Origin of the sequence: Microbulbifer harenosus, from assembly GCF_005771435.1 — a bacterium.
Taxonomy (GTDB): Bacteria; Pseudomonadota; Gammaproteobacteria; order Pseudomonadales; family Cellvibrionaceae; genus Microbulbifer; species Microbulbifer harenosus.
The window spans coordinates 178,482-198,042 of record NZ_VANI01000010.1 but is presented as its reverse complement, the minus strand read 5'-3'; the positions used below and the strand labels follow the sequence as shown (position 1 = coordinate 198,042).

The following is a 19,561-nucleotide window of genomic DNA, read 5'->3' as shown; positions in this document are numbered from 1 at the left end:
TCAGAACCTGTTAATTTTGAAATTTTGGATTGGGATGATCGGCATTTATACGGCTGGTCAGCTGACTGCGTGCCAGCAAAACCGCCAGTGGTATCCAGTAAAAGAACCAGATATAGCTGGGTTTTACCAGGGGTTGTTGAGCGTAAATCAACATCGCGAGGACACCGAAACCAAGCCAAATAGCGTAGAGTCCGGGGATCCACTGGGTCCAGGTTCTACGGTGACGCATTGGCCAGGCAGCCGCAAATAATTGAGCCAGAGCAGCAGTAACGCCTATCAAGCCGGTAAAGCGTGCGATATCGAATAAGTAGTTGTGGGGGTGCGGCAGTACGGCTGGACCCAAATTAAGGAATTGCTTGTACATCAGGCCCGAGCCAACGAGCGGCGATTCGGCAAACTGATTGAAGGTCATGAGCCAGAGGTCGATGCGGGCGGAGTAGGCAATGTCTCGGTGTAAAAGAGGCAGGTCGCCGTATATAGCCAGATAGATAAGGGGCAGGGCGATGACTCCGCCGACCAGTAGCAGCGCCTTCAGCCAGCGAGAGCCGCCGCTGATTAGTGTTGCCAGAATTATGGCTACAAGCACCATCACAATCGGGATTTTCGTTTGTGATAACAGTATGTAAATGCAGCAGAGCAAGAGACCGGTCCAGGACAGCCAGCGCCAATACTTGCCTAATGTAAGACCGTAACAGCAAAAGAGTGCGAGGAAACCGTAAAGCATTCCGGTCTTGTCGATATCTCCTTCGAGCGATATGCCGCCAATACGGCGAAAACTCTCCAGGCCACCCGCTACTACATAATTAATTAAGGAAATTGCACAGGAAATGATCCCGATGGGGATCAGCCACTGGAAGATGCGAACTAATATTTTATCGCCATGCTTTTCCAGTGTCAGATACAGGGCCACGTAAAACAAAGCCAAATAAAGTGTGACTTTCAGGTAATAGGAAAACTCACGCTGAATATCCGCCTCTTCACTCGAAGCCCATAGCGAGGATATTGCCAGTAATAAAGGCAGGGTGCAGAAAACGACAAATTGCCATGACAGTAGAAAGGAAAGATCCCGCCTTGTCATCAATAACAAGAGTGCTGGGAGCAGCAACGTAAGATAAAAGGCTGTCTGGAGTTTGGCGACGTGTGGAACGACATAGAAACCGCACGCCAGGATAAGTAATCCCACCCCAGTTAATTTCAGCAATCCGGAAGCCCAGCGTTCGCTCCAGCGGTAATCGTTGGCGCAGGAGTCGAGAGTGATGCTATTTGATCCAGACATAATTATGGCTATACGGCAGGTGCATGGCGCTCTCGACGATGTATTGGGCGTAGAGCGTATTATTGATTTCACGGTGAAAGAAGTCGCGGCATCGCGCAGCCCAGTGCCGACGCTTATCGTCGTCATGATGGAATTCTAAAAGGCGTGCTTCCAGCGAGTCTTTACCGTCGAAATATACCAGTGTCTCCTCCGGCATGAAATCATCAAAGCGGCCTGCGGCGTGAGTGAAGACCAATAAGCCATTGCCGGCCATCTGTGCAATACGGGCAGAGGAGTACCACTGGTAGCCTTCCTGACGATTCAGGTTGAGGCCCATCTTGCTTGCGGCCAGCTTGTGTTCGTAATCGCGTCCCCACAGGGTAGGCTGATCGAACATGCCGGGTGTGTGGAAACGGAAATCCGCGGGCAGGTGCTCACGGAGCTCACTGACCAGCTGGCCGCGTTCGGTGTATTGGTGTGACTTGCTACAGAACAGCAGGTCGGTCTGCAGCCGCGGGTCGTCGGCCGCCAGTGCACTGGCGTCCGCAGTCTCCACCGCTGGGTCCACTGGATTGGGCATATGCCAGAGGCCTGCGCGTTTACCTTTGAAAATCTGCAGATCGTCGACGCCGGTGGACACAAACATAGCGTCGGCGATTTCACAGCGCTTTGCGATGTTGGCAGCATTCGTGGGCACGAACAGTGGGTCGTTGTTGCATGCGGCAATGACGATGTCCGGGTGCCGCTGCCGAATTGTTGCGAATGTCTCATTGTCGATCAGGTCGCAGTGGCCGATCACAACCAAATCGGGCTCGAAGGCCTCCACTGTCTGCAGCAGGCGCAGGTTGGTTTTCTTCCTCCCCAGTTCGCGGATGCGAAGCGGCGCCTCGAATGCGGCGACGTCACGGTCACTGAACGCCAGAACATTGTGACCGGCGCGTACCAATCCCGTGTATAGCTTGAGGGCCCAACTGACGCGTGTGTGACCGTATTTTCGCTGCTGGTGATTGTCGACGTGGATGATGCGCATGGAGATTTTGTCGGTGATGAGCCGGTAGGGGGGCCGCTGCGGAGAGAGTGGGCATTATACTGACGACCTCGATGCGAGCAAATTGAAGGTATGTTTCCGGCAGGTTTGATGCATTACCTCGGCGGACTGAGTTAGCATGCGCCGGAAAGCTGGCTTCGGGTGCTGATATTCAAAGCGAGATGCACTTCTCAACGGCCATTTGCGGGAATCTGGAGAACTACTGTTGCGGCTCATCATCTGGCGTTTTCTCGACGGCAATCGCGCCCATGAAAAACAGAGTGCGGCTCTGGTCAGCGGGCTGCGCAGTTGTCTCGGCTCGGACTCGGTGGATTGCCACGACCTCCACTGCCTCGAGTTAAGCATCTCATTGTGGCGTGGGCTACCTGAACAGCTGCACCAGTTGCCTAAACCGGACCTGATCGTGGGTGCCGGTCACCGTAGTCACTGGCCTATGTTGCGCGCCCGTCGCCAATTCGGTGGTCGCAGTGTGGTAATCATGCAGCCAAGCCTCCCTCTGCACTGGTTTGATTTTGCCATTATTCCTGAGCACGACCGCCCGCCGCCTCTGGAGAATGTGATTCTGACCCATGGTGCACTTGCCGAGCCATTGCCGGATCTGGAGCCGGAAGCTGGGCGCGGCCTGCTGCTAATCGGCGGACCCAGCAGGCATTACCGTTGGGATACACAAGCGGTGGCTACCACCGCGGATCGACTTTTTGAGCAACCCTTGCGTTGGGTAGTGTCGGACAGCCGCCGCACACCTGCAGACACGCAGGCAATCCTGGCCGGCAGCAAGGCCGAGTTTTACAGCTGGCGCAGTTGCCCGCCCGGGTGGCTGGCGGAGCAAATGGCGAGGTCGGCACAGATATGGGTGACCTCGGATAGTGTGTCGATGATCTCTGAAGCCCTGCAGAGTCGCGCCAGGATCGGCGTCATCCCGTTGCCGAGTCGCACCAGGGCTAACAAGGTGCGCAGCGCCGTGCAGCGCTTCATGGATCTGGGGCTGTTGAGCGATCGCCCAGAGGAGATTGGCGGTGCCTGGGCGCCGCGGGAGCCGTTCAATCAGCAGATAGTCTGTGCGCGGGCACTGTTGCGTCGCTGTGGCCTCAACACATTGAAACAGGTGGAAGTGGGCGGGCAACTGTTGTGATCGTTAGTTCAGACATCGTTCCGGTAGAATCACCTCTGCGCATTTGTCACCTGTTTACCAGCCAGGAGACGGGCGGGCTGGAAAAGCATGTACAAGAGCAGTGCCAGTGGCAGTTGGAGAGCACGGATGCCGAGATATTTGTAATCGCGCATCCGAGATATCGAGCCATGTTTCCCGAGGGGGTGCGGTTTCTGCCGATGAATACGGACCGCAGCCGCCGCAATCCAGTGCTGAATTTTGCCCTGCTACGGCAATTGCGTCGCTACCGCATCGACCTGGTTCATGCTCACGGCGGTAAACCCGCCCACTTGCTGTGGAACCTGCGACGTTTTCTGCGGGCGCGGGTGGTGATTACCCGTCACAACCGACACCACCCCAAAGACAAGATTGCTCGCCATTTTGAGCACCGCATTGCGGTCAGCCTCAAGACGGTTGCGAACTCTTCCCTGGACTGGACGATTATTCCCAACGGCACCCGCTTGCCGTCCGCCGGTGAGCATCACTGTGACCAAGTGGACTGCAATCGCGCAGTGGTGATCTCGGTGGCGCGTCTGGTGCCCGCCAAAGGCGTAGATGTCCTGCTGCGGGCATGGTGTCGTGCTCAAGTGAACAGCGCTGTGCTCTATATACTGGGCGATGGTCCTGAGCGTGCGGCGCTGGAGGCGTTAGCAGCGGAGCTGAACCTGGAAGAGAGTGTGCGTTTTATGGGATATCAGCGGCAGGTGGCGGATTGGTACCGCGCTGCCGACCTGACGGTAATCGCTTCCCGTTATGAAGGCGGCCCCTATACGGTGGCGGAAGCGTTGCTGGCGGGGTGCCCGGTTGTGTCGACGGACGTTGGCTATGTGGCGGAAAATATCCCGGCGCAGTATCTGGTTCAGATAGAGGATATCCCCGCGTTGGCGGTACGTCTGACGGCCGCTCTGGGAGACCTTGAACGATTGCGTGACGACTTCGCGCCCTATATTGCCCGTGCCCGCAACAGACTTACTCTAGAGGCCATGGCAGGGGAAACCTGGAAAGTCTACCTGCGTGCTCTCAGCGACGGCTGAGCTTTTCCGCCTGTGTCCATGACAGCGATCGGTCGGAAACTTCCCAGTGAATACGTTTCCACATTTTCTCAATACGGCGTTCGATATAGCGCCGGCGGGAAAAAGCGAAATACTCCGCAAATGGCAGGAAGGCCGCACTGCCGAGGCCGTCGATCAGAAACAGCTCCGGTTGGCCGTGGCGATGGCTCAGCACCAGATTGTGCGGCAGCAGGTTTTTGGTCAGTACACCGGTGGCGCGCAGCCATTGTGAAAAGCGCGCCAGCGCGCCGCGGATCGTGTCGTCCAGTCCGTACTGCTGCAGGTAATTTTCCAGCGTGATGCCGGGTGCTCCGTCCGCATCCAGAATCAGCTCAGACACCGCGCCCACGCCGATACTCGTGTCCTCCACACCATACCAGCGCGGCAGGTGCGCCCACACCGGGCTCGCCGGCTCCGCATTGTTTAGCACCTTCTGCCGGTAGCCATCCACTTCGCGCGCGTTGTCGTCGAACTGACGTTCACTGCCCAGCGCCTTATACCAGGGAGCGCGTCTGCGCAGCTCGGCGACGCGCCCGGGTCGCATCACCTTTACGCAGCGATCCGCGAACTGCGGGTGGCGGTAGCAGTGGCGGTTGCCGCCGGAGGCGAATGGTTCGGCGTTGGTAAGGTCGATCAAAACGTCAGCTCTATGGGTGTGATGGGCGCTGCTCTAAAAGACGCTGGTACAGCGCCATGGTGCGCTGCGCCAATGTGTCCAGGGTGAACTCCGCCGCGAGGTGCGATGGCTGCGGATTCGCGAGCAGGGCGCGGGTTTTTTCAAGCAATTGCCTGCCGTTGCCGTTTTCCACCAGACCCTGTGGGAAACACGCACGCAGCGATTCCGCCGGTCCGCCGATGTCGTAGCCGATGATCGGCTTGCCCATGGCGGCGGCCTCAATCACTGTGCGTCCGAAGGGTTCGGGTTTTTTCGACAGGTTGAATACCAGTGCTGCATATCGGTACCACTCGCGGATGTCGCTGCGGTGTCCGGTGAAGGTGATTTTGTCGGCGACACCGAGTTCTGCCGCCAACGCGCGCAGTTCCTCGGCGAAATGCTCTTTGTTTTTTTCCGCCCCGCCGAGCACGATCCCGTGGATGTCCGGTTCCTGGCGCGACAGCGCGGCGATCATACGGATGAAATCTTCCTGTCCCTTCCAGCGGCTGAGGCGTCCGGGCAGTAATAACCAGCGGCGATCACGCAACGCAGGGAATTCCCCCAAGGTGTTTTCCAGCCAGTCCACCGGCGGCGGAATATCTGTGGAAAACTCCTCGGTATCCACACCGCGGTAGATCACCTCTGGCTCTGCGCGCAGGTCCGCGGCGTAATTCGCCAGCAAATAACTCTTCACGCAGTCCGAGATGGCGATTACCTGTTCGGCCTTGGCCATGATCGCACTGTAGCGGTTGATGGAGTAGAGGCCGTGGGCGGTGCTTACCAGGTGCGGGCGGGTGCGCGGGTCGAGTTTTCGCCAGGCGAGCCAGGTAAGCCAGGCGGGTACTCGCGAGCGCACGTGCAGAATATCCGGCTGCAGTTCGCGGATGAGCCGGCGCAGTGGGCGCACCTGCAGTAGGCTCGCAAGCGATTTTCTATGAACCGGCAGCGCGATATGCCGGCTGCCTTCCATTTCCAGTTGCTGCACCAGGCGCCCGCCACTGGAGATGACGATGGAGTCGTGGCCCGCACGCACCAGGGCGCGGGCCAGGTCCAGGGTGCCCCGTTCCACACCGCCGGAATTGAGGGCGGGCAGTAGCTGGATGACTTTCATTAATGGGGGTCCGTGCGGGCGCGAAGTGAAGAGAATGGCGCTATGTAATCCGCGCAGAAGTATACCGATGTAGTGATGTTCGCGCAAAAAATAGCCATTCTAGACATCCCGGAATTGGGGGTATAGTCTGCCGGCCCTACTGTGAGGGAGCCGCATGCTCCAGAGGGGAGGAATTGGATAGGTTACTGAATATCGGTGTCTGTAGTTATCGGCGGCCGGATCAACTGAGGCGTCTGCTGCAAAGTTTCGCAGGTATGAGAGTTCCCTCAAGCCTGCAATTGCTTGTCACCGTGATCGACAATGATCCCGCCGGCAGTGCGCAACCGGTGGTTGCCGAAATGAAGGCGTCGTTGCCTTTCTCTCTCGGCTATTGCCATGAAATGCGCAGGGGTATCCCCTGTGCCCGCAATCGGGCAATCGCGGAGGCGCTCATCGCTGAGGCTGACTACCTGGTTTTCGTGGACGATGACGAATGGGTCGAAGTGGACTGGCTGGAACAGCTTTATAATTACGCCCTTTTAAAAGACGGCGCGGTTATTTGTGGGCGGGTCAAAGCTGAGGTGCCAGAGGGAACTCGAGCGGTGATGGCTGAGTTCTTCGAGCGCAAGGTATATCCGACAGGTGCGCGGCGCGCCTATTGCGCCACGAACAATGTACTTATCCCAATTGCGGTGGTGCGAGACCTCAGCTTGCGTTTTGACGAAAGTCGCCCTTTTGCGGGAGGGGAAGATACTCTCTTTTTCACCGAGGTCTCGGCGAGGGGAGTTGAAATTCTCTACTGCGCAGAAGCGGTGGTCCATGAGGTAATTCCAGCAGAGCGGATATCGGTGCGCTGGCAGTCCCGCAGAAAATTTGCGGCGGGAACGACACAAGCGGTGCAGAAGCGTGCCTGCGGTCGTGGCCGCATGGGGATCATTCAGTCCGGTGTGGCGCAGTTGCTGGGAGCCTTGATCAGTGCGCCTTTGTACTTCGCAACAGGGCGGACAGACAGCGGGTATCGCAGCTGGTTAAAAGCCTGCCGCTCAGCCGGGTTGATCGGCGGTGCAATCGGGGTTCGATCTGATTTTTATCGCCAAATTGCTGAATAGCAAGGTTAACGTAGTCTTGTCACGATTGGGTGCAACAACATACTAGATGCGTCATCTATACACTTGGTTTTTCCGCCTCACACTCCCGCTGATGCTACTGCATCTGTGGTGGCGCGGCCGCGCTGACCCCGCTTACCGCAAGCGCTGGAGCGAGCGCTTCGGGCTGGTGCCGTCGCGCCCGGGTGCCCGCCGCCGCTGGCGCGAGCGTTTCGGGGTGGTGCCGGACCGCGCGAGCCGCGCGCCGCTGATCTGGATTCACTCGGTATCGGTGGGGGAAACGCTTGCGGCCATCCCGCTGATCAAGGAACTGGCCGCGCGCCATCCGCGCTGGCAGTGGTTGGTAACCACCACTACCCCCACCGGTTCACAGCGGGTGCACGATGCACTTGAACCCATCCTCAATGGGCGGCTGCTGCACTATTACCTGCCGTTTGATCTGCCGGAATGCCTGACCCCGTTTCTGGATGCGCTGCGCCCGAACATTCTGGTGAGCATGGAAACGGAGCTGTGGCCGAATCTGTTGGCGATCTGTGATAAGCGCGGTATCCCTGCAGTACTTGTGAACGGTCGTCTCAGCGCCAAGTCTGCGAAGGGATATGGGCGTTTCCCGGGGCTCGCCCGGGACATGATGAAAAATCTCATGAAGGTGGTTGCCCAGTATCCCGCGGATGCCGATCGCTTTGTCGCCCTGGGAATGCCGTCAGACAGGGTGGTGGCTGTAGGCAATATCAAATTCGACCTGCATATCGGCTCCGGACTGGAGAGCGAGGCGCAGGTATTGTCGCATCAGTGGCGCGGGGCTGCGAAACGGCCTGTGTGGCTCGCCGCCAGTACCCACGGCGGCGAGGACGAGCCGGTGCTGGAGGCTCACCAACAGCTGTTGCGGGAGTTTCCCGACCTGCTGCTGGTACTGGTGCCGCGCCATCCGGTGCGTTTCGACAGTGTGGCGCGCCTGTGCCGCGAGCGGGGGCTTTCCGTAGTGCGGCGCAGTGACGGGCGCCCGCCCGCGGCCGGTGATCAGGTGTTACTGGGAGATTCCATGGGGGAGCTGCTGCGCTTCTACGGTGCGTGCGATGTGGCCTTCGTGGGGGGTAGCCTGGTGCCGGTAGGGGGGCACAATATGATTGAGCCGGCGGCCTGGGGTGTGCCGGTAGTGTGCGGCCCGCACCTGCACAATTTCAGCACCGTTGCGAGCCTGATGCAGGAAGCCGGCGGTCTGGCAGTGGTGAACGATGCCTCGCAGCTCGCGGCGCAGCTGGCCCAGTGGCTGCGGGACGCCGCGCTGAGGGAAGAGGCCGGTGCTCGCGGCCGCGCGGTGGCAGGGCAGAACAGTGGTGCGCTGGCGCGCACCGTGCAGGAAGTTGAATCCATGATGCCTCGCTGAGCCGGTGTGTTCCGGCAAACGCCGCACACAAACGAAAAGGCCGACCGCTTCCGCGGTCGGCCTTTTTCATTATCGGGGAGTTGTGCCCGCTACTGGCTCTTGTCCGTCGCCTTGCGCACGCTGCTGCGGATCTGGGTATTGAGCCTGCTGCCGGTGTATCGCCCCTTGCTGATATGGCGGATGCGGTAAACCCCCGGGATTTCCAGCGGTGTGCCCTGAGTGCCCAGCAGCCAGCGGAAAGCGCGGTCCTCGTGGGCTTTGCACCAGCTGTCAGCGGGCTTTTGGTAGTAGGCGAGGCAGTCGCAGTAACCGCCGGCGCGGGCCACGTCGCCGTGGGCAATCTGCAATGGGCCTGTGGCGCGGTCGCGCGTCTGCTCCACAAAGCGCGTATCGTCGATGTCGGCGATACGCAGTTCCGCCGGATCGAAGTTCAGCATGGGATCGTCGTCGGCCAGCAATGAGGTGATGCGCTCGCGGGATGGGAACACCAGGCTGTCGCGGCGACCCTGTAGCAGGTCTGCCAGCTGGTCGATGCAGTTCTCGCGGAACATCAGGTCGCAGTCGGTGAACCAGATCCAGTCGGCTTTAGTGGCGAGTGCGGCCTGATTGCGGCCGATGGCGCGGCGGAACAGGGACTCTTTGGGCAGTTCACACCAGTTCCAGGTCACACCGGGAACCTGCTGGTGGCCGATAAAATCGAGCACCGCCGCGGTGCGGGTGTCTTCGCTGTTGTAGTAGACGGTCATGGTGACCGTCGCTTTGGTGGGCGGGAACAGCGCCAGCGAGCTCAGCTGGTAAATCAGGAAATGCGAGTACTGCCAGCAGTGGCTGACAATCTCGATATCCAGCACACCGGTGCGCGCCGCGCGCTGTGTTTCCGTCGGCAGCGGTTTCTGGAACAGGGACGGCGGCACCAGGCCGCTGGCGGCGAGGCGCAGGAAACGGCTGACGAAAGGGTCGGACCAGTGTTTGTGACTTGTCATGGGCGTTCTGAGTTAATTGGCGTTCGGGGTTATTCGGGGCGCGGATTATTCAGGGGGCGCACTATTCAGGTTGGTAGCCACTTTCCAGCAACTGGCGGATTCCCTGCGGGGTTTCAATGACGCCCTCTCTGGCGACTCGCAGACGCAGTGCCTTGTTGCGTGCCACGATCGCCGGATCGGCGTAGCCCCGCGGGTGATCCAGATGCACGCAGATGGCGTCGAAACGCACATGTCGCGGCCTGATGCCGGCGTTTTCCAGGCGCACACCGAATTCGCGGTCGAGCCCGCCCCAGGCCATGCGTTCGTCGAAACCATTCACTTTCAGGATGTCGGCTTTCCAAGCGGACGCATTGGAGCCCTTGAGGTTGCACGCGGTGGGGGTGAGGCGATTGAGCAGCGGTGCCCAGCGTGCACTGGCGCGAAGTTTCAGGGTCTTGCGGCGGGTTTTGAGGCCGTTGGCGCGCAGCCAGGCATAGTCGAAGCAGCGCCCGGAGAGAATGTCGTCTCTGGTGATGGCTTCGCTGGTGCTCATAGGCAGCTTGAAGTAACTGCCGGAGAGAAAATAGCCCGGCTCGGCGCGGCGCTTGTGCACGGCGAGGAAATCCGCGCGTGGAATACAGTCGCCGTCGGTGAAGACGATGTAGTCGCCGCGGGCGTGGAGGATTGCCTTGTTGAGAATCCGGCACTTGCGGAAACCGTCGTCGCGCTGCCACACATGGCGGATATCCAGCCCGCTCTCCTCCCGCAGCCGCGCCACCAATTCACCGGTTTCCGGGCGCGAGCCGTCGTCGGCGACGATCACTTCCAACGGCATTTCCGTCTGGCAGCTGTAGCCCCACAGCACTTTTTCCAGCCATACGGGGGAGTTGTAGGTGGTCATGATGACGGACAGGTTCATGGATATTCCGAGTGATTCCGCTGTTACTTTATCGCCGCCGGGGGCGGGCCGGGGAATTTAACCCATTGCCAAGGGTATTGCGACCGTCCAACTGGCCCCATTGGCCTGAGGCGTGGATTCATCCGGGTGTCATCTGGCGTTGCCACGCTATGGCGGTGAAGTTGTGGCTGGGAACGATAAGTCACGGCAGTGGCAGGCAGCTTTTGGTATGCTGCGCCGGCCCAGCAAACTGCACTGTGTAAGCCGAGAGCCCATGCATATTTTTGTTTTTTCCTTCAATCGTGGTCCATTTCTGGAGAACTGTGTCCGCTCCATTGAGGCTTGCGCGCCGCAGTGCAGGTTGACGGTGATCGACGACGGCAGCAACGATCCGGAGACCCGCCGGATCCTGGTGGACATTGCCAGGCGCCATGAGGTCATCGACAAGACCGCGGACTCCGGCCACAAACTCGGTGGCCTCTACGCGAATATGCAGGCCGCGTTTGAGATGGCCGCAGACGACCAGTTGATGTGCTTTCTGCAGGACGACACCCAGATGGTGCGCGCACTGTCCGATGAAGATGTGCAGGACCTGCGCCGGAGCTTCGAGCAGCAGCCGGATCTCGGTTTTGTTTCCCCGGCCTTTGTGCGCGGCTTTTCCCTGCGCAAAAAAGCCGATCGGGATTTTCGCTTTGACCGCGAGCGCGGCTACTGGTTCTGGTATCCACAGAAGCGCTCCACCGGCACCTGGTTTTCCGCGCTGCTGATTGCCGACCCCAAGCGTTTGCGGCAGGTGGAGTGGCGCTTTGAGGTGGGGGAGTCGGTCAACAACCGCAAGGCGGCACAGCTGTTCTGCCGCATGGCGCGCATGCGCGCGCCTTTTTCCATGTGGCTGCCCAATGGGCGCGCCTACCGCGGCAAACAGAAGTCGCTGGCACTGCGCTTTGGGGAGTGGTCGCGCCGCTGCGGTTTGTATCCGCTGCAGATTATGCCGGATAGCGAAGTGCAGGCGCTGAAGCAGGCGGAGCCCGCGCGTCTGCCGGTGGCGGAAGATTGGCTCAAAACGACCCGTGGCGAGTTGAAAACGCCCTGGGCTTACGACCCCATGCAAGGCGCCGGCTGGTTAAAACTGCTGGACCGTCTGGAGCGCAAACTACGCGGGCTGTTCGGCTGATCGGGACGGGCGCGCTATTGGGGGCTGGCGCGGACAGCGTTAGAATGCGTAGGACTTTTGTTTCCAAAATAAGACCTGAGACGGAACCGGGTTGCAATATAAAAGCAGGATGACGGCAAAATTAGGGTAAATATTCTGTGGGGTATCGGCAGTTCACAAGCAAACTCGCCCGGGTGATCTACGACGATGAAGTGGTGGATGCCGGCTGCGAGAAGCTGTTCCATTGCGATTGGCTTGCGGCCAATAGCCGCTGCGCGCTGGTGGAGCGCGGCAAGGCGGTCATGTTTGCCTACCGCGGCCGGGAGCTGGTGTTCAAACAGTATCACCGCGGCGGATTGATCGGGCGTCTGGTGGAAAAGACTTACCTGTACAGCCCTCTGTCCAACACCCGCGTCTGGCGGGAGTTCAATATGCTGCGGGCCATGCGCGAGCTGGGTCTGCCGGTGCCGCGCCCGGTGGCAGCGCGCTGTGTCAGCGTGCCGCCGCTGGCCTACCGGGGTGCGCTGATTACCGAGCGGATTCCCGATTCGCGCACCCTGACCGAAATACTGCGCGAAAGACCGCTGGACAATGAGGCATGGGCAAAGTTGGGTGCACTGATTGCGCGTTTCCACCACAAAAATGTGTATCACGCCGATCTGAACGCCAGCAATATCCTGCTGACCGGCGGTGGCGACTTTTATCTGATTGACTTCGACAAGGGCACTATCCGCCGCTCGCTGTCCCGCCAGGATGCCGATGCCAATGTGGCGCGTCTGCGCCGTTCCCTCTGCAAACTGCAGAAGCGGTGTCCCGAATTCCACTTTGCGGAAGACAACTGGCAGGCGCTGGAGCGCGCCTATCGCGCCGCGATTGACCAGCCTGAAAATCAGGCTGGATAGCGGTCACACCGAATAGTACTCCCGGTACCAGTCCACGAATTTCCGCACCCCCTCGCGCACGCTGGTGTCGGGTTTGTAGCCGGTGGCCTGTTGCAGCCTGCGGGTGTCCGCGTGGGTATCCGGAATGTCCCCCGGCTGCATCGGCAGCAGTTCGCGAATCGCCTTTTTCCCCAGCGCGTCTTCCAGTGCGTCAATATAGTCCGATAGCTGCGCAGGGTCGCCGTTGCCAATATTGAAAATACGGTAGGGCGCGCTGCTGGTAGAGGGGGTCGGTGCGTCTCCGGACCAGTCGGTGTCCGGGCTCGCGATCTGGTCACTGGACTGGATCACACCCTGCACTATGTCATCGATATAGGTGAAATCCCGGCTGTGGTGGCCCCGATTGAACACCGGGATTGGCTTGCCCTCGAGAATCAGACGGGTGAACTTGAACAGCGCCATATCCGGGCGTCCCCAGGGGCCATACACGGTAAAGAAGCGCAGTCCGGTGGTGGGCAGGCGGAACAGGTGGCTGTAACTGTGAGCCATCAGCTCGTTGGCGCGCTTGGTGGCGGCGTAGAACTGCAGCGGGTGGTCGGCGCCGTGATCCTCGCTGAATGGCATGCGGGTATTGCCGCCGTATACGCTGCTGGTGCTGGCGTAGGTCAGGTGCGGGATGGCGGCCTGGCGACAGGTTTCCAGCAGGTTGGAGAACCCCACCAGATTGCTCTCGACATAGTCTTCCGGGTGGTCGATGGAGTGGCGCACTCCGGCCTGGGCGGCGAGGTGGATCACACGGTCGAAACGGTGTTGTTCAAAGCAGCGGTCGAGGGCAGCGCGATCGGCGATATTGGCGCGCACAAACGCGTATTCGGCACCGCTTTGCTGGGCGGTGATGTCCAGCGCGCGCAGCCGATCCTCCTTCAGGGCCGTATCGTAGTAGCCGTTGACATTGTCGATGCCCACGACGGCATCTCCCCGCGCCATCAGGGTGTTCGCCACATGAAAGCCGATAAAGCCCGCATTGCCAGTGATCAGATACTTCATGGATTGAGTCAGACCGCAGTTAGCCAGTGGGTGTGGCGGACGTACATCCCCGGATTTCGCAATGGATGTCCCGACATTGTAGTCAGCCCATAAAAAAGGCCGGCACTATAACAGTGCCGGCCTTTGATTTCTGCGCGGGTATTCTGATTTGCCTACCTTATTTGCTGAGGGGCGCGGCACCGCTGTCGAGGATATGTGCGCGGGACACCGGCATCGCCGGGTTCAGGCTCGCATCCAGTTGTTGCAGATCCGCTGGTCCCAACAGCCCCGCCACCAGCTTCAGGTTCAGGGTGTTGAGGATGTAGTCGTACAGCGCATTGGCGTAATCGGTCTGGGACTGTGCCAGGGTGCGCTGGGCCAGCAGCACGTCGACGATATTGCGGGTGCCCACCTCGTAACCGGCCTGGGTGGCATCCAGTGCACTTTTGGCGGAAACCACTGCCTGCTCACGGGCCTCCACACGCGCGGTGTCGGTAGTGACGGCGCGGTGCAGGGTGCGGGTGTTCTGGATGGTGTTGCGCTCGGTCAGGTTGCGCAGGTCTTCCGCCTGGAACGCCAGGTTGCGCGCTTCGCGGCGGCTGGCGCTGAGGCGGCCGCCGGTATAGAGCGGCATGGTCAAGTTGATGGCGGCCATTCTTACTTCTGTGCTGGCATCTACGGGGGCAGAGTTGAAGAATGTATCACCGGTTCTAGGTACAAAACTGGTCGAACTGCTGCTGCCGTCCTCGGTGCTGTCCTGGTACATCAGGGAGCCGGTAATAGTAGGCAGATGTTCTGCCGCTGCCGCGCGGGCATTGTAGCGGGAGGCATCAGAGTTCAGGCGGGCCGCTTTCAGGGTGTAGTTGTTGGCCAGTGCGAAGTCGACCCAGGCGGCGCGATCCGCGGGGTCCGGTGCGGCGACGGTAAAGCTCGGTTGCAGCGGCGCCACCACATCGTGGTGTGTACCGGTCAGTACCGACAGCGCGTCAAACCGGCTCAGCAGATCGTCCTGTGCGGTGAGTCGGCGCGCCACGGCGCTGTCGTAAGCGGAGCGGGAGTCATACACGTCGGTAATCGCGCTCAGACCCACCTCGAAGCGCTGCTGGGTCTGCTCCAGCTGCTTGGCCAGGGCCTCTTCCTCAGAGATAGCGGCTTCCAGTACGTCATGGGCGCGCAGCACGTTAAAGTAGGCGCTGGCAACGCGGATCATCATGTCTTGCTGGTTGGCGCTGAACTCGGCGGTGGCCTGCTCGCTGACGGTTTTGCCCTGTTTGTAGCCGAACCACGCGGGCAGATCGAACAGTGCCTGGTCGAGCCGGGCGCCGTATACCGTGCTGTCGACGTCACTGTCGCCTTCGGTATTTATGTTGACGATACCGACACCATCAACCAGGTTGGTGCCAACGGAGTCGAAATCGGTTTTGGTTCTGTTGATTTCGGCGGAGGCACTAATCTGCGGCAACAGCGCGGAGCGGCCGAGGTTTTTCGCTTCAAGGCCGGCGCGGTAGGCGGCGCGGTCGGCGGCCAGCTGCGGGTCGTTGTCGAGCGCCTGCAGGTACACTTCCCACAGGGTATCTGCCTGGGCCTGTACCGCGCCGAGACCGGTACCCAGGCCGATGACAGCGGCGGCGAGCAGAGATTTGAGCGGGCGGCCAAATTGGTGAGCGAGGCGCCCTTTTGCACTTCTTGTCATTACTGTTGATTTCCTGTGACAGCTGCGGTCTTCAAGTTTCCGGTAGCAATGGATTCTGCTCCGGGCTTTCCTGTAAACCCCGCTTTCCTTGTTATAAGGAGTGGAGCCAGTCTGTAATGTGCTCTGAAGGCGGCGCTGGCTTGGCCCGGGGCGGTGTTGTTATTCCGCTGAATACATGGATTCAAGACGGAGTCCGGGCCTGCGGTCGCGAGAGTGTACCCTTCGGCCGCAGGAGCGTCGAGGCGACGGTCGGGGCAAATTGGTATATCTTCGTTAAGCTGACGCGAATGTGCGTCCAGTAACCAAAATCAACCTCTGACCGGCACGCCTGGGCATTTCCCGACCTTTGTGACGCGGTATCGACCGCTGGCGGATGCAGTCCTGGTGCGGCCGCGGCGAAATATTCTAACGAGCAGGAAGTTGGCGGGACATGGAGCAGGACTCCGGGCAAGACGCACAGCAGTACAGGCCGCAGCTATTAGATGCCGGGCAGCCCCGCGTCTGGCAGCGCGCCTGTCACCAGTGCGATCTGTTGCTTACCCGCGCCCATGCGCCGGTGGGGCAGCGGCTGCTGTGCCCGCGCTGCGGGGCCACGCTGCATCGCAATATGGAGCGCAGTGTTGCCCATACCGCGGCCCTGAGCCTGAGTGGACTGCTGCTGTTTATTCCCTCTGCAACCCTGCCGTTGCTGGAGTTTTCCCTGTTTTCCTTCGGAGCCGAAAACACCCTGCTGAATGGCGTGCAGGCACTGTTTGCCGCCGGTTACATGTGGCTCGCGTCGATCGTACTGTTCTGCAGTGTGCTGGCACCGCTCGGCAAATTTCTGCTGCTTGCTTTTATCTGCTGGGGTAGCGGCTGGGCCTCGCTGGCAAAGCCGGTGGCACGCGCGTTGCGCTGGTATCACCACCTGCAGGAGTGGGGCATGCTGGATGTTTACATGCTCGGCATTCTGGTGGCGCTGGTGAAAATGTCGGATCTCGGCAAGATGACGGTGGAGCCGGGGCTCTATTGTTTTGTTGCGATGATGGTGATTTCCAGCGCGGCCACCGTGTCGTTCGATGCGGAAACCGTGTGGGCGAGGTTGGCGCGGCGCGCGGCAGCGACCGGCGGCGGAGACAAAGATAGGAAGGCAGCACAATGAACCGACCGGCGCGCGCCCTGTCTCAGGGGTTCTGGACCTGCCTCGGCTGTCGCCTGCTGGTGAAGGCGCCGGAAAAGCGCAATACCCTCTCCTGTCTCTGTCCGCGCTGTGGCGCGCGCATGCACGGACGGGTGGAGGGCAGCATCATGCTCACCTGGGCGCTCACCATCACCGGCGCGCTGCTGCTGATTCCGGCGAATATCCTGCCGGTCATGACGGTGATCTACCTGGGCGCGGGCGAGCCGAGCACCATTGTCGGCGGCACGCTGGAGCTGTATCAGAACGGTCTGTGGGGTATTGCTCTGATCGTGTTTGTGGCGAGTGTCGCGGTACCGGTAATGAAACTGGTGGGGCTGGTGATCCTGTGCCTGATCGTGCAGTGGCGCCTGGACGTGGCGCCGCGCCAGGCAATGCGGATTTACCGGGTGGTGAATGCCATTGGCCGCTGGTCGCTACTGGATCTGTTCATGATTTCCATACTGGTGGCGTTGGTGGATATGGGAGCCATCGCCGAGGTGGCCGCGGGCGCAGGCAGTACGGCATTTGCCACCGTCGTGGTGGTCACCATGTTTGCGGTGCGGGCATTTGATCCGCGTTTGATCTGGGATATTTACGAAGAAAAAATGGCGGCAGTCGACAGCAAAGCCCGGGATGAGGAGCGCGAATGAGCGATCCTCAGGTCGAATACGATACCCAGCCGGAAGGTGTGGCGCGCCGCAGTCGCGGCCTTTCGCTGGTGTGGCTACTGCCGTTGATCGCGGCCCTGATCGCTGTGTGGCTGTTGTACAAGGATTTCACCCAAGGCGATATCCGCGCCACCATCCTGTTTTCCAGCGGCGATGGCCTGGTGAAAGGAAAGACGTCGGTGAAATACTCCGGTGTGGAAATCGGCGTGGTTAACGATTTCAGGCTTGTGCCAAACGCCAAGGAACTGAACGGCCAGGATGGGGTGCTGGCGGAAGTTACCTTCAACCGCAGTGCCGGCTACCTGCTGACGAAAGACACCAAGTTCTGGGTGGTCAGGCCGGAAGTGTCCCTCACCGGGGTGCGCGGCCTGGAGACACTGGTTTCCGGTAACTACATTGCGGTGGAGCCGGGCAGTGGTCCGCCGCAGAGGCACTTCGTTGCGGTGGTCGAGCCTCCCGCCTATGTGCGTGGCGACGGCCTGCGCGTCACGCTCAAGTCCGCGCGTCTGGCTTCTCTCAGCCGTGGGGCCCCGGTGTATTACCGCCAGCTGGAGGTGGGGCAGGTAGAGAATTACCGCCTGGCGGAAGATGCGAGTGAGGTGGAGATCAATCTGTTCATCCGCCGTGAATACGCGCATCTGGTGCATCGGGGCAGCCGTTTCTGGAATGCGTCCGGCGTGTCGATTCAGGGCGGAATCAGCGGGGTCAATGTGGAGTTGGAGTCTCTTGCCTCGCTGATTGCCGGCGGTGTGAGTTTCTATACCCCCGATGCCCAGCAGAATTCACCACTGGCGGTGGATGGCAACGAATTCAAGCTGTACAAGAGTTTTGCCGAGGCGGATGCCGGTATACCCATCACCCTCAACTTTGATCGCGGGGTCAGCCTTTCCGAGGGTTCCACCCAGGTGATATATCAGGGCATCCAGGTTGGGGAAGTGAGCAGCGTCGAAGCCAACAAGAATATTGACGGCATGTCGGTGAAGGTTCTGATGGACCCCATTACCGACGACCTGTTGAGTGAAAACACCCAGTTCTGGCTGGCGCCGCCAACACTCGATTTCACCTCCGGGGTCAACGATTTACTCAAGGGCAACCGTATTGAGGTGGACCTGCGCCGGGGGCAGCGCTCGGTACGGGAGTTTGATGCCCACGCGTCGCCGCCGCCGCGGGATCCAAGGGTGCCGGGACTGCACCTGACACTCACCGCGCGCAATACCGGGTCGCTACAGCGCGGCGCCTCGCTCTACTACCGGCAGATGGAGGTGGGGCGCGTGCAGGGCATGGCATTGAAGGGAGATGGTTCGGGCGTTGAGGTGTACGTGGTCATCGACCCGCCCTACGCCCACTTGGTGAACAATGAAAGTCGCTTCTGGAATGTAAGCGGCCTGCGCGCCAGCGCCAGCCTCAAGGGCATCGAAGTGGAGACGGATTCTCTATTGTCGATGGTGCGCGGTGGCATTGCCTTTGGCAGCGGCCCCCACGACAGTAAGAGCGCCGGGCAGGCGGTCAGCGGAGACAGTTTCCCGTTGTATGGCAGCCGCGACGAGGCCATGGAGGAGGGTATCAATATCTACATTGACCTCACCGGTGACGAAGGGCTCAAGGTGGGGGCGCCGCTGCGCTACCGCGGCATTCAGGTGGGGGAAATCACCGCCATGCGGCTCAATCTGAATCTGGACGGTGTGCGCGCCCGCGCGCGACTCTATCGGCGCGCAGAGCGCTTTGCCCGCAGTGGTACGCGGATGTGGGTGGTGGGGCCGAAAATCGGGCTCGGCGGTGTCGATCATCTGGATACTCTGGTCACCGGGCCTTTCCTGGAGCTGGAACCCGGCGCCGGCGGTGAACCGCAAACGGAATTCGTCGCGCTGGCCGCGAAGCCGGAACCGGATCTGGCGGACACCATGATGATGCCGGGGCTGGCGCTGATTCTGGACGCACCGCGGCGAGGCTCCCTCAAGCGTGGCAGTCCGGTCTACTACCGCCAGGTGCAGGTGGGGCAGGTGACCGGCTACCAGTTGGGGGAACTGGCGGACCGGGTTTACATCTATGTTTATATTGAGCCGCAGTTCCGCACTCTGGTGCGGGAACACTCGAAGTTCTGGAATGCCAGCGGGGTGGACGTGAATTTCGGGGTGATGACCGGGCTCGACGTGCACACGGAATCCGCCCAGGCGCTGCTTGCCGGCGGTATCGCCTTCGCCACACCGAACAATGCGGAGATGGGGCTTGAAGTGGAATCCGGCAGCCACTATCCACTGTATGGCAAGCCGGAAAATGACTGGCTGCTGTGGAGCCCGAAAATTGAGCTTTACCCGGCGCTGGAAGAAAGTTTCAAATAAATCCAGAAGCCTGTCAGTGATTCGTCACCCGCGGTTTCG

Annotated in this window: 17 protein-coding genes; 9 read left to right on the top strand and 8 right to left on the bottom strand. The window is 60.2% G+C overall.

Translation table 11 applies throughout. The annotated features are described in order from the left end of the window. Positions 1-10 precede the first annotated feature (10 nt). Together FDY93_RS10320 and FDY93_RS10315 are read right to left on the bottom strand one after the other, a co-directional pair. Complete coding sequence (locus FDY93_RS10320; protein WP_138235656.1) at positions 11-1,276, bottom strand: O-antigen ligase family protein; 1,266 nt, start codon at positions 1,274-1,276, stop codon at positions 11-13. Beyond that, positions 1,260-2,285 (bottom strand): glycosyltransferase family protein, encoded by a 1,026-nt coding sequence (locus FDY93_RS10315; RefSeq protein ID WP_138235655.1) that lies wholly within the window; start codon positions 2,283-2,285, stop codon positions 1,260-1,262. Before FDY93_RS10315 ends, FDY93_RS10320 begins: the two co-directional genes overlap by 17 nt. A 223-nt stretch (positions 2,286-2,508) precedes the next feature. Here FDY93_RS10315 and FDY93_RS10310 point away from each other — a divergent pair, with 223 nt between their 5' ends. Both FDY93_RS10310 and FDY93_RS10305 read left to right on the top strand, forming a co-directional pair. Beyond that, positions 2,509-3,435 carry a mitochondrial fission ELM1 family protein gene (locus tag FDY93_RS10310; protein ID WP_138235654.1) on the top strand — a complete coding sequence of 309 codons (927 nt, stop codon included), beginning with the start codon at positions 2,509-2,511 and terminating at the stop codon, positions 3,433-3,435. Beyond that, positions 3,432-4,487, top strand: coding sequence for a glycosyltransferase family 4 protein (locus tag FDY93_RS10305; RefSeq protein WP_138235653.1), 1,056 nt, complete (start codon positions 3,432-3,434; stop codon positions 4,485-4,487). Before FDY93_RS10310 ends, FDY93_RS10305 begins: the two co-directional genes overlap by 4 nt. Here FDY93_RS10305 and FDY93_RS10300 read toward each other — a convergent pair. After that, complete coding sequence (locus FDY93_RS10300) at positions 4,474-5,142, bottom strand: YrbL family protein (protein WP_138235652.1); 669 nt, start codon at positions 5,140-5,142, stop codon at positions 4,474-4,476. The genes FDY93_RS10305 and FDY93_RS10300 overlap by 14 nt on opposite strands. 10 nt (positions 5,143-5,152) lie before the next feature. Beyond that, positions 5,153-6,271, bottom strand: a complete 1,119-nt coding sequence (locus tag FDY93_RS10295; protein WP_138235651.1) for a glycosyltransferase family 4 protein — start codon at positions 6,269-6,271, stop codon at positions 5,153-5,155. 173 nt (positions 6,272-6,444) lie between these two features. On the opposite strand from FDY93_RS10295, the gene FDY93_RS10290 reads away from it, so the two are divergent. Both FDY93_RS10290 and waaA read left to right on the top strand, forming a co-directional pair. Next, positions 6,445-7,359, top strand: a complete 915-nt coding sequence (locus tag FDY93_RS10290; protein WP_166219525.1) for a glycosyltransferase family 2 protein — start codon at positions 6,445-6,447, stop codon at positions 7,357-7,359. Between the two features lie 46 nt (positions 7,360-7,405). Then, positions 7,406-8,743, top strand: a complete 1,338-nt coding sequence (gene waaA, locus FDY93_RS10285) for a lipid IV(A) 3-deoxy-D-manno-octulosonic acid transferase (RefSeq protein WP_138235649.1) — start codon at positions 7,406-7,408, stop codon at positions 8,741-8,743. An 89-nt stretch (positions 8,744-8,832) separates the two neighbouring features. Here waaA and FDY93_RS10280 read toward each other — a convergent pair whose 3' ends face one another. Next, on the bottom strand, positions 8,833-9,726 hold the full coding sequence (locus FDY93_RS10280; RefSeq protein ID WP_138235648.1) for a glycosyltransferase: 894 nt from the start codon (positions 9,724-9,726) through the stop codon (positions 8,833-8,835). A gap of 61 nt (positions 9,727-9,787) precedes the next feature. Beyond that, positions 9,788-10,624, bottom strand: a complete 837-nt coding sequence (locus tag FDY93_RS10275; protein ID WP_138235647.1) for a glycosyltransferase family 2 protein — start codon at positions 10,622-10,624, stop codon at positions 9,788-9,790. 253 nt (positions 10,625-10,877) lie between these two features. Here FDY93_RS10275 and FDY93_RS10270 point away from each other — a divergent pair, with 253 nt between their 5' ends. Together FDY93_RS10270 and FDY93_RS10265 are read left to right on the top strand one after the other, a co-directional pair. Continuing rightward, complete coding sequence (locus FDY93_RS10270; protein WP_171018957.1) at positions 10,878-11,777, top strand: glycosyltransferase; 900 nt, start codon at positions 10,878-10,880, stop codon at positions 11,775-11,777. 137 nt (positions 11,778-11,914) lie between these two features. Then, complete coding sequence (locus FDY93_RS10265; protein WP_138235645.1) at positions 11,915-12,658, top strand: 3-deoxy-D-manno-octulosonic acid kinase; 744 nt, start codon at positions 11,915-11,917, stop codon at positions 12,656-12,658. A 3-nt stretch (positions 12,659-12,661) separates the two neighbouring features. Here FDY93_RS10265 and FDY93_RS10260 read toward each other — a convergent pair whose 3' ends face one another. Continuing rightward, positions 12,662-13,684 carry an NAD-dependent epimerase gene (locus tag FDY93_RS10260; protein ID WP_138235644.1) on the bottom strand — a complete coding sequence of 341 codons (1,023 nt, stop codon included), beginning with the start codon at positions 13,682-13,684 and terminating at the stop codon, positions 12,662-12,664. Between the two features lie 157 nt (positions 13,685-13,841). After that, positions 13,842-15,356 carry a TolC family outer membrane protein gene (locus FDY93_RS10255; RefSeq protein ID WP_138235643.1) on the bottom strand — a complete coding sequence of 505 codons (1,515 nt, stop codon included), beginning with the start codon at positions 15,354-15,356 and terminating at the stop codon, positions 13,842-13,844. Between the two features lie 430 nt (positions 15,357-15,786). On the opposite strand from FDY93_RS10255, the gene FDY93_RS10250 reads away from it, so the two are divergent. Genes FDY93_RS10250 through FDY93_RS10240 form a run of 3 tightly spaced genes read left to right on the top strand, consistent with a single transcriptional unit; the run spans position 15,787 to position 19,522 of the window. Beyond that, entirely contained in the window at positions 15,787-16,497 is a 711-nt protein-coding gene (locus tag FDY93_RS10250; RefSeq protein ID WP_138235642.1) for a paraquat-inducible protein A, read from the top strand. Further along, on the top strand, positions 16,494-17,165 hold the full coding sequence (locus FDY93_RS10245; protein ID WP_240914053.1) for a paraquat-inducible protein A: 672 nt from the start codon (positions 16,494-16,496) through the stop codon (positions 17,163-17,165). The genes FDY93_RS10250 and FDY93_RS10245 overlap by 4 nt, the downstream gene beginning before the upstream one ends. Further along, complete coding sequence (locus FDY93_RS10240; RefSeq protein ID WP_138235641.1) at positions 17,162-19,522, top strand: PqiB family protein; 2,361 nt, start codon at positions 17,162-17,164, stop codon at positions 19,520-19,522. Before FDY93_RS10245 ends, FDY93_RS10240 begins: the two co-directional genes overlap by 4 nt. The last annotated feature ends 39 nt before the right edge of the window (positions 19,523-19,561 follow it).

Excerpts from the sequence above, each read along its gene's own strand:
- FDY93_RS10275 (WP_138235647.1), bottom strand. The coding sequence starts at position 10,624 with ATGAACCTGTCCGTCATCATGACCACCTACAACTCCCCCGTATGGCTG.
- FDY93_RS10245 (WP_240914053.1), top strand. The coding sequence starts at position 16,494 with ATGAACCGACCGGCGCGCGCCCTGTCTCAGGGGTTCTGGACCTGCCTC.
- FDY93_RS10280 (WP_138235648.1), bottom strand. The coding sequence starts at position 9,726 with ATGACAAGTCACAAACACTGGTCCGACCCTTTCGTCAGCCGTTTCCTG.
- FDY93_RS10320 (WP_138235656.1), bottom strand. The coding sequence starts at position 1,276 with ATGTCTGGATCAAATAGCATCACTCTCGACTCCTGCGCCAACGATTAC.
- FDY93_RS10255 (WP_138235643.1), bottom strand. The coding sequence starts at position 15,356 with ATGACAAGAAGTGCAAAAGGGCGCCTCGCTCACCAATTTGGCCGCCCG.
- waaA (WP_138235649.1), top strand. The coding sequence starts at position 7,406 with ATGCGTCATCTATACACTTGGTTTTTCCGCCTCACACTCCCGCTGATG.
- FDY93_RS10260 (WP_138235644.1), bottom strand. The coding sequence starts at position 13,684 with ATGAAGTATCTGATCACTGGCAATGCGGGCTTTATCGGCTTTCATGTG.
- FDY93_RS10270 (WP_171018957.1), top strand. The coding sequence starts at position 10,878 with ATGCATATTTTTGTTTTTTCCTTCAATCGTGGTCCATTTCTGGAGAAC.
- FDY93_RS10295 (WP_138235651.1), bottom strand. The coding sequence starts at position 6,271 with ATGAAAGTCATCCAGCTACTGCCCGCCCTCAATTCCGGCGGTGTGGAA.
- FDY93_RS10315 (WP_138235655.1), bottom strand. The coding sequence starts at position 2,285 with ATGCGCATCATCCACGTCGACAATCACCAGCAGCGAAAATACGGTCAC.
- FDY93_RS10250 (WP_138235642.1), top strand. The coding sequence starts at position 15,787 with ATGGAGCAGGACTCCGGGCAAGACGCACAGCAGTACAGGCCGCAGCTA.
- FDY93_RS10240 (WP_138235641.1), top strand. The coding sequence starts at position 17,162 with ATGAGCGATCCTCAGGTCGAATACGATACCCAGCCGGAAGGTGTGGCG.